General features: G+C 68.6%; 17 protein-coding genes. 7 read left to right on the top strand and 10 right to left on the bottom strand.

Annotated elements, in window-relative coordinates; genetic code table 11:
* Window positions 1–25: 25 nt before the first annotated feature.
* The 7 genes from LR393_RS17960 to LR393_RS17930 all read right to left on the bottom strand — a co-directional run bounded on the left by LR393_RS17960 (window position 26) and on the right by LR393_RS17930 (window position 3191).
* Window positions 26–595, bottom strand: coding sequence for a hypothetical protein (locus LR393_RS17960; RefSeq protein WP_231485101.1), 570 nt, complete (start codon window positions 593–595; stop codon window positions 26–28).
* Window positions 592–1221 carry a DUF6286 domain-containing protein gene (locus LR393_RS17955; RefSeq protein WP_231485100.1) on the bottom strand — a complete coding sequence of 210 codons (630 nt, stop codon included), beginning with the start codon at window positions 1219–1221 and terminating at the stop codon, window positions 592–594. The genes LR393_RS17960 and LR393_RS17955 overlap by 4 nt, the downstream gene beginning before the upstream one ends.
* The gene (locus LR393_RS17950; protein ID WP_231485099.1) at window positions 1218–1679 is read right to left on the bottom strand and encodes an Asp23/Gls24 family envelope stress response protein; all 462 of its coding nucleotides are present in this window, start codon (window positions 1677–1679) and stop codon (window positions 1218–1220) included. The genes LR393_RS17955 and LR393_RS17950 overlap by 4 nt, the downstream gene beginning before the upstream one ends.
* Window positions 1672–1851: a DUF2273 domain-containing protein gene (locus LR393_RS17945; protein ID WP_231485098.1), complete on the bottom strand. Its 180-nt coding sequence runs from the start codon at window positions 1849–1851 to the stop codon at window positions 1672–1674. Before LR393_RS17945 ends, LR393_RS17950 begins: the two co-directional genes overlap by 8 nt.
* Window positions 1852–1912: 61 nt before the next feature.
* Window positions 1913–2242, bottom strand: coding sequence for a hypothetical protein (locus LR393_RS17940; protein ID WP_231485097.1), 330 nt, complete (start codon window positions 2240–2242; stop codon window positions 1913–1915).
* Complete coding sequence (locus tag LR393_RS17935; protein ID WP_231485096.1) at window positions 2239–2583, bottom strand: Asp23/Gls24 family envelope stress response protein; 345 nt, start codon at window positions 2581–2583, stop codon at window positions 2239–2241. Before LR393_RS17935 ends, LR393_RS17940 begins: the two co-directional genes overlap by 4 nt.
* Before the next feature lie 134 nt (window positions 2584–2717).
* Entirely contained in the window at window positions 2718–3191 is a 474-nt protein-coding gene (locus LR393_RS17930; RefSeq protein ID WP_231485095.1) for an Asp23/Gls24 family envelope stress response protein, read from the bottom strand.
* A 345-nt stretch (window positions 3192–3536) separates the two neighbouring features.
* Between LR393_RS17930 and LR393_RS17925 the strand changes: the two genes are divergently transcribed.
* Both LR393_RS17925 and LR393_RS17920 read left to right on the top strand, forming a co-directional pair.
* Window positions 3537–4127, top strand: a complete 591-nt coding sequence (locus LR393_RS17925) for an RNA polymerase sigma factor (RefSeq protein WP_231485094.1) — start codon at window positions 3537–3539, stop codon at window positions 4125–4127.
* Complete coding sequence (locus tag LR393_RS17920; protein WP_231485093.1) at window positions 4124–4699, top strand: hypothetical protein; 576 nt, start codon at window positions 4124–4126, stop codon at window positions 4697–4699. The genes LR393_RS17925 and LR393_RS17920 overlap by 4 nt, the downstream gene beginning before the upstream one ends.
* On the opposite strand, the gene LR393_RS17915 is transcribed toward LR393_RS17920, so the two are convergent.
* The gene (locus LR393_RS17915) at window positions 4682–5038 is read right to left on the bottom strand and encodes an ANTAR domain-containing protein (protein WP_231485092.1); all 357 of its coding nucleotides are present in this window, start codon (window positions 5036–5038) and stop codon (window positions 4682–4684) included. The genes LR393_RS17920 and LR393_RS17915 overlap by 18 nt on opposite strands.
* Before the next feature lie 296 nt (window positions 5039–5334).
* Between LR393_RS17915 and LR393_RS17910 the strand changes: the two genes are divergently transcribed.
* A complete protein-coding gene (locus tag LR393_RS17910) occupies window positions 5335–7308 on the top strand; it encodes a methyl-accepting chemotaxis protein (RefSeq protein WP_231485091.1) in 1974 nt (657 codons plus the stop codon).
* Between the two features lie 79 nt (window positions 7309–7387).
* Here LR393_RS17910 and LR393_RS17905 read toward each other — a convergent pair whose 3' ends face one another.
* On the bottom strand, window positions 7388–8623 hold the full coding sequence (locus LR393_RS17905; RefSeq protein WP_231485090.1) for a sigma-70 family RNA polymerase sigma factor: 1236 nt from the start codon (window positions 8621–8623) through the stop codon (window positions 7388–7390).
* Between the two features lie 362 nt (window positions 8624–8985).
* Here LR393_RS17905 and LR393_RS17900 point away from each other — a divergent pair, with 362 nt between their 5' ends.
* The 4 genes from LR393_RS17900 (at window position 8986) to LR393_RS17885 (ending at window position 12857) form a co-directional block, all read left to right on the top strand.
* On the top strand, window positions 8986–9783 hold the full coding sequence (locus tag LR393_RS17900) for a mechanosensitive ion channel family protein (RefSeq protein WP_231485089.1): 798 nt from the start codon (window positions 8986–8988) through the stop codon (window positions 9781–9783).
* Window positions 9784–10039: 256 nt separating this feature from the next.
* Entirely contained in the window at window positions 10040–10723 is a 684-nt protein-coding gene (locus tag LR393_RS17895; protein WP_231485088.1) for a hypothetical protein, read from the top strand.
* Window positions 10724–11096: 373 nt separating this feature from the next.
* On the top strand, window positions 11097–11942 hold the full coding sequence (locus tag LR393_RS17890; protein WP_231485087.1) for a helix-turn-helix domain-containing protein: 846 nt from the start codon (window positions 11097–11099) through the stop codon (window positions 11940–11942).
* A 48-nt stretch (window positions 11943–11990) separates the two neighbouring features.
* A complete protein-coding gene (locus LR393_RS17885) occupies window positions 11991–12857 on the top strand; it encodes an NAD(P)-dependent oxidoreductase (RefSeq protein WP_231485086.1) in 867 nt (288 codons plus the stop codon).
* A 249-nt stretch (window positions 12858–13106) separates the two neighbouring features.
* On the opposite strand, the gene LR393_RS17880 is transcribed toward LR393_RS17885, so the two are convergent.
* Complete coding sequence (locus tag LR393_RS17880) at window positions 13107–13496, bottom strand: MarR family winged helix-turn-helix transcriptional regulator (protein WP_231485085.1); 390 nt, start codon at window positions 13494–13496, stop codon at window positions 13107–13109.

Raw genomic sequence — 13496 nt, 5'->3', positions numbered from 1 at the left:
ATTCGAGGGGCCTGGCACAGATCTGTCAGTGGACGCGGGCACGGGTCTGGTCCCGGGCGGCCAGGCGCAGCTGGACCTGGCAGACCAGGTCGTCGCGGCCCAGGACATGGCGCAGTTGCGAGCTGACGATGTCGGCGCCTTCGGCGATACCGGCCAGGTCGGCATCAGCGTCGATGCTGGCATCCAGCCGGGCAACGGTCTGGCCCCGCTCGCGCAGAACCCGCCCGTGCGCGGACCGCACCCCGGGAACCCCCTTCAGGGCCACAGCGGCGGCTTGGGCCACCGAGTTCCCGTCGGCCAGCAAGCGGCCCGCCCGCCCGGTCCCGGCCAGTTTCAGCGGCCCGATGCCGCGGCGCGGCAGGTGGGAGAACAGCCAGCGCAGGGCCAGGAGAAGCAGAACGGCTCCCGTACCGCCGACGGCCCAGGGCCACCACGACTTGTCCGTGGCCTCCGCGACCGGACCGAGGTCGAGGGCCCCGGTGAACGGATCGACCCGGTCCACACCCCACACGGTGGTGACGATGCCCCCGAAGATCAGGATCAGGGCCAGCAGGAACGCTACGCAGCGGTCGACGGTGATGGTCAGGCGGCTCACGGTGCCACTCCAGTCCGGGTCTTGACGGTCAGGCGGGGCGGGGACTGCAGGGCGGCCAGACGCTCGGCGACGGCGTCCTGAACGTCCTGGCCGATCCGCCCGTCGTCGCCGGTCACGACCACGGTGACCTTCGCGGCGCGGCGCGAGCTGCTCACCTGGGCGCTGGTGACTCCGTCGACGTCGTCGGCGGCCCGGGCCGCCAGTTTCCTGACATCGGCCGGGCGCAGGAACACGCCGGTCCGGGACGTCAGGGCCACGGCGGTACGAGGGCGCCGGAGCACGGCGACCGTCAGCAGCCACAGCCCGGCCAGCACCATGGCCACACCCACAGGCACGGCCCACCATGAGGGCTTGAGACCGTCGAACGTATCGATGCCGGAGTCGATCCACGAGCGGCCGTCGATGATGCCGCCGGAAGCCAGCCCGTCGTGAACGCCGATCACCCCCAGGGCGCCGGTCAGCGCAGCCAGCGCGATACCCACCACCGTGATCCGGCCCGCCCCGATCGGGGTCTTGGCCTGGGGCATCACCGGCGCCTGCTGGTCCGGCCAGCGCACCGGCGGACCCGAGGACGGGACGACCGGGACACCGGACCCGGCGGGCTGCTCGGGTGCGGGGGCGCTCATGAGACCCTCCGGTCCTGATGTGTCTGAGTGTGCACAATCTTGACGACGCTCACGTCGACGGCGTCGACATGCATGCCGACCAGCGTGCTGACGCGTTCGTGGACGCTGTCGCGGACCGCGGCCGTGACCTCGGGCAGGGCCGCCGGCCAGATCACCGCGACCTGGATCACCAGCCGCGCGCGCCTGCCGGCGACGTGGGCCTGGGCCCGGGGGAACTGACGCCCCACCGCCCGTTCCAGACCGGAGCCGGTGACCGCCACACCGGGCACCTGGCGGGTGGCCAGGACCGCCACCTGCTCCACCACCCGGTCAGCGATGCTCAGATCACCGCGCTGGGCCGGATCCCGGCGAGCGCGCCGATCCAGCTCCTGCATCTGCCGCTCGGCGATCGCGTCGATACCACCGTTGGCCGGTGGCCGATGCGTGGCGTTCGGGGTGTCGGTGCCGATGTCATCCACGTCGGCGCCCGCCCAGCAACTGGCTCAGGTCGACCTCACCGTCGTAGTGGCCACCCACGGCGTAGCCGACGACCCCTAGCACCAGGGCGATGAGGAAACCCCAGAAACCCCCGGCCGCCGCGGCAATACCTAGCAGCAATCCGGCGATCAGACCGATGGTCGAGGTAGCCATGTCATGTCCTCCAGAACAAAAACAGAATGAAAGAGAGAGTTTTCAAGCCCAGGGACGAGGCCTACAGGTCGATGTGACGTCGCGAGCCCGGCACCCGCCGGGGAAGACGGGACCGCACGACCCGCTCGTACCGGCGCAGCCGGCGCCACAGAGCGGCCGTACCCGTTCTCGTCACGACCAGGACCGGGGCGTCCGGCCCCGCCGTTCCCGGTGACCCGGCGGCGGTGATGCCATGGCGCTGGTCCAGCTCCCGCATCAGACGAAGGAACCGCTTCGGGTCACCGCCCACGTCGGGATGATGCAACCGGGCGATCTGTCGCTGCTCGCGTCGCCATTGCTCACGCCGCGGTACCGCCTGCGGGTCCCCGGGGTCGAAGGCCGCAGCATTCACGGTGTCGCTGGTCGTGTTCCCGGATCTGCCGGGAGCGCGATGCTGGTGCCCGGGCCGCCCGGTTCCCGGCCGATGACATCCTCGACGGTGACGTCGATCCGGGCGCTCACCCCCTCGATCAGCGGTACGACCGCCGTGCGGACCCGCTCGGCAGCCTCCAGGACGGGGACACCCCAGAACAGCACCACATGAATGTCGGTGACGTCCGGACGAACCCGCACACCGGTGACGGACCGCCCGGGCAGATAGCTGGCCACCTGCCCGAAGCTGCCACTGTGCAGATCGGCCACTCCCGGTACCGCCAGCACCGCCGTGGCGATGACCTCGCTGATGTCCGGCACCCGCCCGGCGACCCCCTGATCGCCGACCCTTGCGTCCGCCGGCCCGGCCGGTGCCGCCCTCTGGTCGTTACGGCCCGTGGGCTCAGGGGGACGGCCGACAGGGACAGGCGCAGGGCGCGGTGCCCCGGCCGACGTCACTGGACGCGGGGAGCGCTGTCGTCCTGGTCGTTGTCGTTGTCCTCGGAGGGTACGTAGACGTCCTGGACCTCGATGTTGACCTCGGTGACCTGCAGACCGGTCATCCCCTCGATCGAGCCGATGACGTTACGGCGGATCCCGGCGGCCAGGTCGGCGATCGACACGCCGTACTCGGCCACCAGCTGCACGTCGACCGCGGCCTGGCGTTCGCCGACCTCCACGGTGACGCCCTGGCTGTGGTTGGTGCTACCTCCGGGGATACGGCTGCGCAGCGCACCGACCGCGCGAGCGGTGCCACCGCCCAGGGCATGCACGCCACTCACCTCACGGGCGGCGATTCCCGCGATCTTGGCCACCACGGTGTCGGCGATGGAGGTCTTGCCCTGTTCGCTGGCCAGCGCGGAGGTGGACAGTGCCGACGAGGAGCCGGTCACCTGGCTCGATGCCGAGGAAGAGACGATGTCAGCCATGAGAAACAGCTCCTTCGTAGATGTCGCATGACCTGGTGCCTCAGGTCATCACGTCGTAGCGACGCACCCTGTTAGACACGGTCCGATCCCAATCGTCACGCTCGATATATAGTGACAGCCGTCACACTGCCGGATGGCCCGTTCGACCCGTGGACACACCTCGGGTCGCTGCCGAAAGGCGCCCGGCGCGGCGATCATCCATGATCGGACCGACCCGGGAAAGCAGGTCAGGCTGTGGGTGGGGCCACCGCACGAGCAGGACACCGACGGAGCGGATACGACATGGCACGGCCCGAGTGTGAATCGCCGGCTGTTTCCGGGCCTCCCGATTCCCCGGAAACAGATGTGGGTCGCGGCCCGCGACCGGAAGGCAACGCCGAGGTCGCCGATGAGCCCGCCGCTGATGCGGTGCTCGTGCGCCGTGCCGTCCTCGGGGACCGCTCGGCCTTCACCACGATCTTCCATCGGCACGGTCCCGCGATGTTCCGCTACGCCCTGAACATGCTCGAGGGCAATACCCAGGACGCCGAGGACGCCCTCCAGGCCACCTGGACCAAGGTCTGGGTGAACATCGAGACCTTCCACGGCCGGTCGGCCTTGCGTACCTGGCTCTTCACGGTGACCGCGAACGAGGTCCTCAACCAGCGCCGCCGACGCCGGCCCGTCCCCGTCGACGACACCCTGCTCATTCCCCGGCCGGAGAAGGCCCATCTCGCACCCGCCGCGCAACTGGACCAGCGACAACTCCAGGAGGCTCTCTCGGCGGCTCTGACAGAATTGCCGTGGCGCCAGCGAGCCAGCTGGATCCTGCGGGAGATGGAAGGACAGTCCTACGAGGACATCGCCCAGATCCTCGACACCACGCCCACTGTGATCCGCGGCCAGCTGCACCGCGCCAGAACCACACTGGCCACCAGGATGGAGACGTGGCGATGACCACCCACGAACCCACCCAGGAACCACGCCGTGCCGACGCCGCTTCTGGCTCACCGGCGAACACTCAGACCCTCATCGACCTGGCCAGCCGGGCCCTGACCGAGCACGCCGACCAGCGCTGGGTGGAGGTCGCCCCCCGCGTCCTGAGCACTGCACTGCGCGCCACCCGCCGCTCTCTCCCGGTCCGGGCCCACGCCCCCGGCGGCACCGTCCACGTCAGCGAGCAAGTCATCGTCGCCTACCTGCACGACGCCCTCGACGGACACACACCCGGTACCGCCGTGGCCGGCATTCACGTCAACATTGCCGGGCAGGACACCTTCACCGGGGTCCTGATCGAGCTCATCGTTCAGTACGGCACTGCCATCCTGCCCGCCGCCGACCGCATCCGCGCCCAGGCCGCCACCGTCCTCCTGGAGCTCCTCGGTCCCGCCGCCACCGCCATCAATGTCCAGACCAGCCACATCCACGTCAGCGACATCACCACCCAGGACCCTCAGGAAGCACCACCGACCACCCAGCCAGGGCCATCCGTGGTGAACCGTCCGACGGACTCAGCAGCCCGGGAGTGATTCGCCCCCGCCGGCCGCCGCAGCCGTAGCGGCGGCTGTGTGGCTCTTCCAGCTGGAGCTCACCTCGGCGGGGAGCGGAGTGCGGGCGGCGGCACTGTCGGCAATGAGCGCTGCTATGTCGCGAAGTTTACGGTTGCTGTCCTGGGAGATCGCGGCCAGCACCTCGAACGCCGCCGATGTGCCACAGCCGGTCAGCATCCGCACCACCCCCTTGGCCTGACCAATCACATCCCGTGATTCCAAAGCCGTTCTCAGGTGCAATATTTCCTGTCGCAGACCGTCGTCCTCCGGATCGCTCAGACCACCCGGTGACGACAGCGCACCTCCGTCGTCTCTCACACCGGTGCGATCGCGGGGTCCGCCCGGCACCGGCTCGGATACCGGCCTCGCCGAAATCTCACTCACGGGCGTACCGATGCTTGGGGACCCTGAACCCGGCCTGGGGGAAGGTGACGAATGATCATCTGCTGCATCGTGCACGAGGCACCCCCACCGCACACCACCCTCAGGGGTGGGACTCGCCCTCCTGATCTTCCGTCAGCCCGATCTTGCCGCCGAGCACGCCATCCGAGCCTCAACCGGAACCCCGCCCGGGCCGATACAGGCAGCAGGTGTTCCTTACCCGAGGCGGTTCGATGCACAGGCTGTTCATCACCCTCAAGGCCCGGCTGGTCCTGGGAATTGTCATCACCCTGGTGATAGCCCTGGGCGCCCTGACGGCTGTCGTCACGGTGCAGGTCCAGAGCCGGGCCCGGTCCGATGCCGAGCTGTACGCGCAGCAACTGTCCGGTCGCGGTGCCGATGCCGCCGCCGAGCAGCTGAGTGGCGGTCTGCAGATCGCCAAGGACCTGGCCAACGCTCTAGTGGCCGACCGGTCCGCACCGAACGGGCGACTGGTCGGGGACAAGACCATTTTCGCCACCTTGAAGACACATTCGGGGTTGTACGGAGCCTGGACGGGCTGGGAACCGAACGCGTTCGACGGGCAGGACGCCGCGTACGTGAACACGAAGCACAGTGACAAGACCGGGCGGTACCTCACCTATTACTTCCCGGCAGACGGCGGGTACGGATCCCGGGCGATTGCCGGATACACCGATACCGGCGCGGGCGGCGACTACTACACCAAGCCGCTGAGCACGGGCAAGGAGCTCGTGCTCGAGCCCTACTCGTACGACATCGGGGGCACGAACATGCTGGTGACGTCCGTGGCCGTCCCCATCATCATCGACGGCAAGAGCGTCGGGGTGGCCGGCGTCGACGTGGCCCTGGACGAACAACAGCGTCTGGTCTCCGGCATCACCCCCTACGGAACCGGCCGGGCGACCCTGGTCAGCACGGCCGGGACGGTGGCGGCCAGCGGTGCCGGATTCAAGGCCACCTCCTCACTGCGCGAGGACTCCCCGCAGCTGGCCGACATCGTCGACCGGACCGCGAGCAGTTCCGGCGTCACCCGGTGGATCACCCGCAACGGAGACAGCGAACTGGTGGTCGCCAGTCAGCTCACGCTGGGCCCGCAGGATCGGTGGACGCTGGTGGTCACCGTTCCGGCGGCCTCGGTACTGGCGAACGCGCACCGGCTGCGAACGATGATCATCATCATGGCTCTGGTCACCCTGCTGATCGCCGGCACGGTGACCTTCCTGATCGGCCGGTGGGTGTTGCGCCCCTTCGAACGAGCCCGCGACCGGATGAGCCAGATCGCCGACGGGGACGGCGATCTCACCGCCCGGCTGGACGAGGACCGGCCCGACGAAGCCGGTCAGCTCGGCGCGGCGTTCAACCGGTTCTGCTCCAAGGTGGCCACCGCCGTGTCGTCCATCAACGACGCCTCCGGCTCGCTGTCCAGCTCCGCCGGCGGACTGACCGTGCTGGCCGACCGGCTGCGCGTGGCCGCGGACGAGACCGCCGCGCGGGCCGGTCAGGCCTCGACCGCTACAGGACAGGTGACCCAGGGCATACACGGCCTGGCCAACGGCAGCGACGAGCTGAACGCCGCGATCGGGGAGATCGCCCGCAACGCGGGCCGGGCCGCTCAGGTGGTGGCGGAGGCCGTCGCCGTGGCCGGTACCGCCCGGGACGAGGTCGCCGACCTGGAGTCGACGGCGGCCGAGGTGGGCGTAGCGGTTCAGCTGATCACCGCGATCGCCGAGCAGACCAACCTGCTGGCCCTGAACGCGACGATCGAAGCGGCCCGGGCCGGAGAAGCCGGTAAGGGCTTCGCCGTGGTCGCCACCGAGGTCAAGGAGCTGGCCCTGCAGACAGCACGGGCCACCGACGAGATCTCCAACCGGGTCGACGCGATCCGCACCAGCACGGCATCCGCCGCCGGCTCGATCGGCCAGATCCAGGGCGTGGTCCAGCAGATCGACGAAGTGAGCGCCAGCATCGCGGGCGCTGTCGAACAACAGAGCGCCACCACCCAGGAAATGAGTCGCAGCAGCGCCGATGCGGCCCACAGCGCCCAGGAGATTCACACCACGGTGGAAAGCGTTTCGGCCGTGGCGGCCCGAACGACCGCCGATGCCAAGGCCACCCAGGACGCCGCGCTGCAGCTCGAGCAGCTGGCGGCCCGATTGCAGTCACTGGTGAGCACGTTCCGAGTGTGAGTGACCGCCCCGGGGGCACCCCGGTCCCGACCCGGCCGCCATTACCCACGACAGGCCAGGTGGATCAGCCGGCGACGAGTCAGGAGTGGTGAAGGTCCCGCTCCCGGACCGTCAGATGCGCGTGCTCAGCGGTGAGCAAGGCGGCGCCCTCAGCTGCGCTGACCCCTACTCGATCAGCGAAGTCAGACCCGTGAGCTGTCACTGTGGCGACGAAATTGACGGTGTCATCGCGGCGCACCTTGACCGCGGACTCGGTCCCGAAGTCCGACAGCTGGACCCAGACCTTCGTGCCACCTGGGTTCTTGACCCAGAACCCCTCGTTGGCGGCCACCTCCAGCACGGTGACCGACGATCCGCGGACCCGTGTACCGGCCAGGGACGCCAGAGGAACGTTTCCCGCGGACAAGGACCGGTCGTCGGTCAGCCGCGTGATCGCGGCAACACCGTCTGCCGGCTGCGAGGACACCGGCGCCGTTACCGGGGCGCCGGCCGTGGCCGCAGCTGATGCCGAAGGGCTGCTGTCGAGCGTATGTACGACGCTGACCAACACCACGCCCGCCAGAGCTGTCCCGGTCGCGGCGGCTGTGGCCTGCCCGGCGCCCGTACGCAGGGAACGACGCAACCACGCGACGATCGGCCCCAGCCCCAGCCAGGGCAGGAATGCCGCCAGCGCGCTCCGGCGACGCATCAGCGGTTCGGCGATCGAATCGCAGACCGGGCAGGTCAGCAGATGATGCCCGGCGCGTAGCGCCTGCTGCCGTCGAGTGTCCGCGCCGGAGAGCGCCAGCAGAACCGGCCGGCAGCGGGGGGACGGCAATTCGCTGATTCCCCGCAGCGCCAGAACGTAATCCACCCGCAGACGAGCACGGGTCCGGGCCATCAAGGACCCGATTGACCCGCTGGTCGTCTCGGAATCGTTCGCCAGGCTGGTCAGCGGTTCGTCGTTCAGCACATGCGCGAGGAACATCGCCCGCTGGGAATCGGGCAGCTGCTCCAGCGCCTCACGAATGGCGTAGCGTTCCTCGACCCCGAGCAAGATGTCGTCCGGTAGCGGTGGGGCGGTCAGGTCGATCAGCCGGGGCCGGTTGTCCCGGGCCCTGGACTCCTGTGCGGCCCGGTCGATGATCACGTGACGAGCCACCACCAGGGCGTACGCAATCTCCGTACCGGGCTCGACCCGGGCCCGGGCTTTCAGCATCCGGGTCAGGGTCTCCTGAACGATGTCCTCCCGATCATCAACCCGAACACGCGCTCCCACGTACCGGCGGAGCGGGGCCATCAGGTCAGTCAGATCATCGTGCATGTTCGTGCTCAAGAGCGCTCCCGAATCGTCAGCATCCTGCCCGTGGCACAGTCACGGCCACCATCCGGCCCGCAGGGGCCGAGCCTACGGCCCGTCCCCCAGCTTCACCCGTCCCCTGGTCAGGTGCACTCGCGGCGGCTCACCAGCCAGACATCGAGGTGAGGGCTGCCCCGTCCGCAGGATGGGCCAGGGCTGCTGTCGCACCGGCCCGGACGCCGGCGAAAACGTTCGAAATTTGTGCGTCATGGTCGCGCCCGACCCGGGTCTTCTTCACCGTACGAGCAGCTCAACGGCGTCCGCAGCCGTCGTCCAGCTCTGTCCCGGCCGCCCCTCGTCGGCTTTTCCTCGTTTCTGCCACGGAAGGACTACCACTCATGCACGCCCTAGCGCCGCTGTCCAAGATCGACTACGAATCGGGTGTCAACAGCGCCTGGTCGACGATCGCCACGTTCGTGCCCAAGTTCGTGGTTTTCCTCCTGATCCTGATCGTCGGGTACATCATTGCCAAGGTCCTGGCCAAGGTCCTGAACGGCGTCCTGGAAAGAGTTGGGTTCGACCGGGCGGTCGAGCGCGGCGGGGTCGGGCGGGCGCTGGAGCAGTCGAAGTACGATGCCTCGGACATCCTGGCCAAGCTGGTGTTCTACACGATCATGCTGTTCGTGTTGTCCACCGCGTTCGGGGTGTTCGGTCCCAACCCGATCAGCGGGTACCTACAGGCAGTCATCGCGTACCTGCCGAAGGTGTTCGTGGCCATCGTCATCGTCGTGATCGCCTCGGCGATCGCGGCCGGCGCCAAGACCCTGATCGAAGGCAGCCTCGGCGGCCTGTCCTACGGGCGGGTCCTGGCCGGCGCGGCGTCGGTCCTCATCCTCGCGTTCGGCATCATCGCCGCTCTGGACCAGTTGCAGATCGCGCAGAACGTCGTTGACGGCATCCTGTACGCCACCTTGGCCGCGGTGGTCGGAGTGGTCGTGGTGGCGGTCGGCGGCGGCGGGATCAAGCCGATGCAGGCCCGCTGGGAGAACACGCTGGCCACGTACGACGCCGAGAAGCGCAACATCGGCCAGCAGGTCGCCTCGGCGCCGAACGTGCAGGCCCAGGCCGACAGTGCCCGCGCCCGGGTCCGGACCGACACCACCTGGGACCAGAACCCGGGAAGCTCCCACTACTGAGGGCGTCACTGCCGAACCCGAAAACTGCCTGGCCGCAACGGCTACGAGGACCAGGGCGGCCAGGCAGCACCACCGAAACCGCCATCACCACTCGTGCTACCACCACGCCGCGCCGACCTCGGGAGGGAGCCCATCAGCACCCCGCATTTATGCACAGACACCCGCTGTCGTGAGAGAGCGGGGTAAGGGTGCGGCCGTCTGGCACCTACGTGGCACGACCCGGTCCAGATCCATCCCATGTTCAGGAGACACTGCTGTGGCAGAGCACAACCCCCACTCATCCCCAGGCGCCCGTCCCGTCGGGGGCCCGGCCGGCAAGCGTCCGGCCTGGCTGATCCCCCTGCTGGTCTTCATCGTGCTACTCGTTCTTCTTCTCCTGTTGCTGAGCCGCTGCGCGGGGGGCGATGACGACCCCAGCAGCGCCGGCAGCACCGCCACCCCGTCCGCGCCGACGGCCACAACGACGGCGCCCGCCGGGGCGTCCACGCCCAGCCCGGCATCGAGCGATGCCTCGAGCGCGGCAGCCACGACGGCCGGGGGCACCTCGGCCAACGGGGCTGGGACCATCACCACCGACCAGGCACTCCTGCTTCCGCTGGCCGACGCCACGGACATCGGTGCCGACGGCGACCTGTCCGCGTACACCGGTACCGAGGCGACAGCCACGGCGGTGCGAGTGCAGTCGGTCCCGGCCGACGAGGGGTTCTGGGTCGGCGCCGGCGACACCGACCGCGTCTGGGTCCAGCTCACCGGAAAGGCCGGGGAATCGCCGTTCACGGTGGAGAAGGGCGACGCCGTGTCCTTCACCGGTCAGGTCGCCCAGAACGCAGCCGGCTTTGCGAAGTCGGCCGGTGTCACCGACGCCGAGGGCGAAAAGCTTCTCAACGCCCAGGGTCAGCACATCACGGTCGCCACGAGCGCCGTGACCCTGGAGAAGTAACAACCCCGTACGCGTGCCGCGTCGACAGTTCGGTGACGGTCCCACCAGGCCGGCTGAACCGGGCTGACCTACGGCCGCTGCGCCGGTCGGCCCGCTGGTCACCGAAAGGGAGAAAGCCCGGGCACGTACCTCGGCGTCGGCTCGGTCTCGTCCGCTGCAGGGCGAGACCGAGCCGACGTCTGATCACCCATTGATCCCGTCGCAGCAGGCCAGTGGCGTGCGGGTGATGGACGCCCAGCGGTTTCGTGCACGCGCCCGGCTCACACGGACCGACGGTGCGCAGCCGGTTCCTGGTTCCACCGCTGATGAGACAGTCCCGGGCCGGGCGGCACTGCCCTCCGGGCCCCTACGGACGTGCGGCAGAGTTGGAGGGGTGAATTCATTAGGAGAGTTCCTCGCTGCGCGGAGGGGGCGTCTGCAGCCGGCCGACCTGGGTCTTCGGGATATCCATCAGGGCCGCCGGGTGCCGGGTCTGCGCCGTGACGAGGTTGCGCAGGAAGCCGGAGTCAGCACCAGTTATCTGACCCGGCTGGAGCAGGGATCGCTGATCGCCTCGCCACAGGTACTCGATGCCCTGGCTCAGGCCCTACGGCTGAGTGAGACTGAGCGACTGCACCTGCACACGCTCGCCCGGAGGCAGACGTCCAGGGGCCGCCGGTCGACTGAGGTCGACTGTGTCACCTCCGAAATTCGGCAGTTGATGGACTCCTTCGGTACGACGCCGGTGGTTCTCACCGGGTTGTGCGCCGACCTGCTGGCCTGGAATGCCGCCGGGCACGCGCTGATCGGCCCGCAGGCGGACCGTAGCGCTCCGGATTCGCTCCCCACTCGTCCCAACGTCGTCCGCATGGTGTTTCTGGACCCGTACGTCCGGGCGCTCTACCCGGACTGGGCGCACAAGGCTCGCGACGTGGTCGGGCGATTGCGGTTGGCCGTCGGAACGTATCCGGACGATCCCCGGCTGATCACGCTGATCAACGAGATGAACGCCCAGAGTGTCGAATTCGCGGAAATGTGGTCCGAACACGGCGTACACGCGTGGGACGTGGCGACGTATCGCATGCGGCACCCGGTGCTCGGGAAGCTCGACGTGGTGCATCACTCGCTGTCCATTCCCCATGACCCGGCCATGCGATTGATCGTGATGACCGCTGTCAGTGGGTCGGCCTCGGAAAAGGCACTGCGGCGATTGGCCACCTCGCCTCAGAACGGTGGGTGACCATTTCTCGGGCAGGCTGGCAGGGCCGTTCTGAGGGAAGGTGTCCTGGTGAGCAATCAACACAGTGACCGCATACGCATCGGCTTCGTGGGCCTCGGTGACATCGGCGGCCCCATGGCGAGCCGCTGCATGGCGGCCGGCTTTGAGGTCACCTTGTGGGCCCGGCGCCAGGAGACTTTCGCTCAGTTCACCGAGCATTCCTACCGGCAGACCGAAACAGCCGCCGAAATGGGTTCGTTCAGCGATGTGGTGGGCGTGGCGGTATTCAGTGAGGACGACGTCCACGAGGTGGTGCTCGGCGCCGGCGGAATTGTCGAAGGCATGGCGGCGGGCGGGATCATCCTGATCCATTCCACCGTGACGATCGAGTTCGCAGAACGTCTGGCCGAGCAGTGCCGGGCCTTCGGCATAGTCGTCATGGACGTGCCCGTCAGCGGGCTGCGGGCCCGCGCCCTCACCGGTGAACTGACGGTCATGGCGGGCGGGCCCACCGAGGCCTATCGGACTGTGCTGCCCATGCTGAAGGCGATGGGGTCGCACGTGCATCGCCACGGTGAGGTGGGATCGGGTTTGCAGGCCAAGGCGCTCAACCAGGTGTTGCTGGTTGCCAACATGGCCACTGCGTGCCTTGCGCTGGAGGCTGGAGAACGGCTAGGACTGAACCGTTCCTCGGTCGCCAGAACCATGATCTCGGCAACCGGCGCCAGTGTCGGTCTGGACCTGGTGTCCGGCCGGATGTCCGAGGAGCCTGAGTTCAGGGAGCTGGCCACCCGAATCGCGGCCAAGGACCTTCAGGCATTCGATGCCCTGGTCCGGTCGCGCGCGGTGGAGGCCGACCAGCTCCGGGCAATCGCCGGGAAAGCCTTCGACCTCTTTGAGCGCTTGCCTGCTCAGGAGGCTCAGCAGTCCGAATAACGAACCGCCCCGGCATGTTCGGGCGCTCCAGTTCTCGAGAAGAGGGAGCCATGGGGGAACGTCGCGAACGCGCGGTGCGCATGGTGCAGCAGTCGTCCGATCACGAGCAACACGCCCGCGTCCTGAACGCCCACCGGTCCGATGCGGAATGACGCGATGAACTGATGGGCAACGAGATTCACCAGGCCGATTGAGTCAACCGCGTGAGTCTCCGGACACTCGGGGGCGGCTCGCCGGGGCCGAGCCGGGTCACTGTGGGGCTTCCAAGATGGTTTTCAGGGCCCTGAGCACGATGTCGCGTTCTCCCGAGGGAATGTGATCAAGGATGCGGCGGCGAGCCAGCACCGTGTGATGCGGCAGCGCCTCCTCGACCTTCGCCCGGCCCGAGGAGGTCAGTTCGGCCAGGGCCGCCCGGCCGTCACTGCTGTCAACCGTGCGCCGGCACCAGCCACGCGCACTGAGTGCGGTCACGACCCTACTGACACGACTGCTGGACAGCCCGATGTCGGCGGCGATGCCGGTGACCCTCAAGGTCCCCCCGGCCTGAGCGCTGAGGGCGTGCAAGACAGCGAATTCCGTCATAGTGAGGCCGGTTTCGCGCATCATGTCCTCGTCGATCTCACGGGGAAGACGCTGCAT

Source organism: Kineosporia mesophila (assembly GCF_021129235.1).
GTDB lineage: Bacteria > Actinomycetota > Actinomycetes > Actinomycetales > Kineosporiaceae > Kineosporia > Kineosporia mesophila.
Note: the sequence above shows the minus strand (reverse complement) of the source record. Positions and strands in the feature narration are given on the sequence as shown.

Bases quoted from the DNA above. Each gene is read 5' to 3' on its own strand.
- LR393_RS17955 (WP_231485100.1), bottom strand. From the start codon at position 1,221: ATGAGCGCCCCCGCACCCGAGCAGCCCGCCGGGTCCGGTGTCCCGGTC.
- LR393_RS17945 (WP_231485098.1), bottom strand. From the start codon at position 1,851: ATGGCTACCTCGACCATCGGTCTGATCGCCGGATTGCTGCTAGGTATT.
- LR393_RS17930 (WP_231485095.1), bottom strand. From the start codon at position 3,191: ATGGCTGACATCGTCTCTTCCTCGGCATCGAGCCAGGTGACCGGCTCC.
- LR393_RS17920 (WP_231485093.1), top strand. From the start codon at position 4,124: ATGACCACCCACGAACCCACCCAGGAACCACGCCGTGCCGACGCCGCT.
- LR393_RS17910 (WP_231485091.1), top strand. From the start codon at position 5,335: ATGCACAGGCTGTTCATCACCCTCAAGGCCCGGCTGGTCCTGGGAATT.
- LR393_RS17900 (WP_231485089.1), top strand. From the start codon at position 8,986: ATGCACGCCCTAGCGCCGCTGTCCAAGATCGACTACGAATCGGGTGTC.
- LR393_RS17880 (WP_231485085.1), bottom strand. From the start codon at position 13,496: ATGCAGCGTCTTCCCCGTGAGATCGACGAGGACATGATGCGCGAAACC.